This window comes from Escherichia sp. MOD1-EC6300 (assembly GCF_002965045.1).
GTDB lineage: Bacteria > Pseudomonadota > Gammaproteobacteria > Enterobacterales > Enterobacteriaceae > Escherichia > Escherichia coli_F.
The window spans coordinates 1-229 of the sequence record NZ_PTRH01000091.1 but is presented as its reverse complement, the minus strand read 5'-3'; the positions used below and the strand labels follow the sequence as shown (position 1 = coordinate 229).

Below are 229 nucleotides of genomic sequence, written 5' to 3'. Positions count from 1 at the left end.
AATCCATCACTTCTTCACTCTGTGCTGCGCATTCCGCAGAATATTATCCGCTTGCAACCGTTGCATTTTTCTTACGAAAAAGGCCGCAGAGTTTTATCCCTGCGGCCTGGTCCGGGCGCAAATTGCCATTACGGCAGCCTGACGCTCGTCCGACACGTTACTTCCGCTTGTTCAGCCAGTTCACGATCAGACTGGCAAGAATGCCAGCAATGACCGGAGCCGCTAAATC

Annotated in this window: 1 protein-coding gene; it reads right to left on the bottom strand. The window is 52.4% G+C overall.

Annotated features, from left to right (window positions below):
- Positions 1–157: 157 nt before the first annotated feature.
- Positions 158–229, bottom strand: a 72-nt coding sequence (locus BGE37_RS25290) for a type I toxin-antitoxin system toxin Ldr family protein (RefSeq protein WP_123057358.1), incomplete at its 5' end; no start/stop codon positions are given.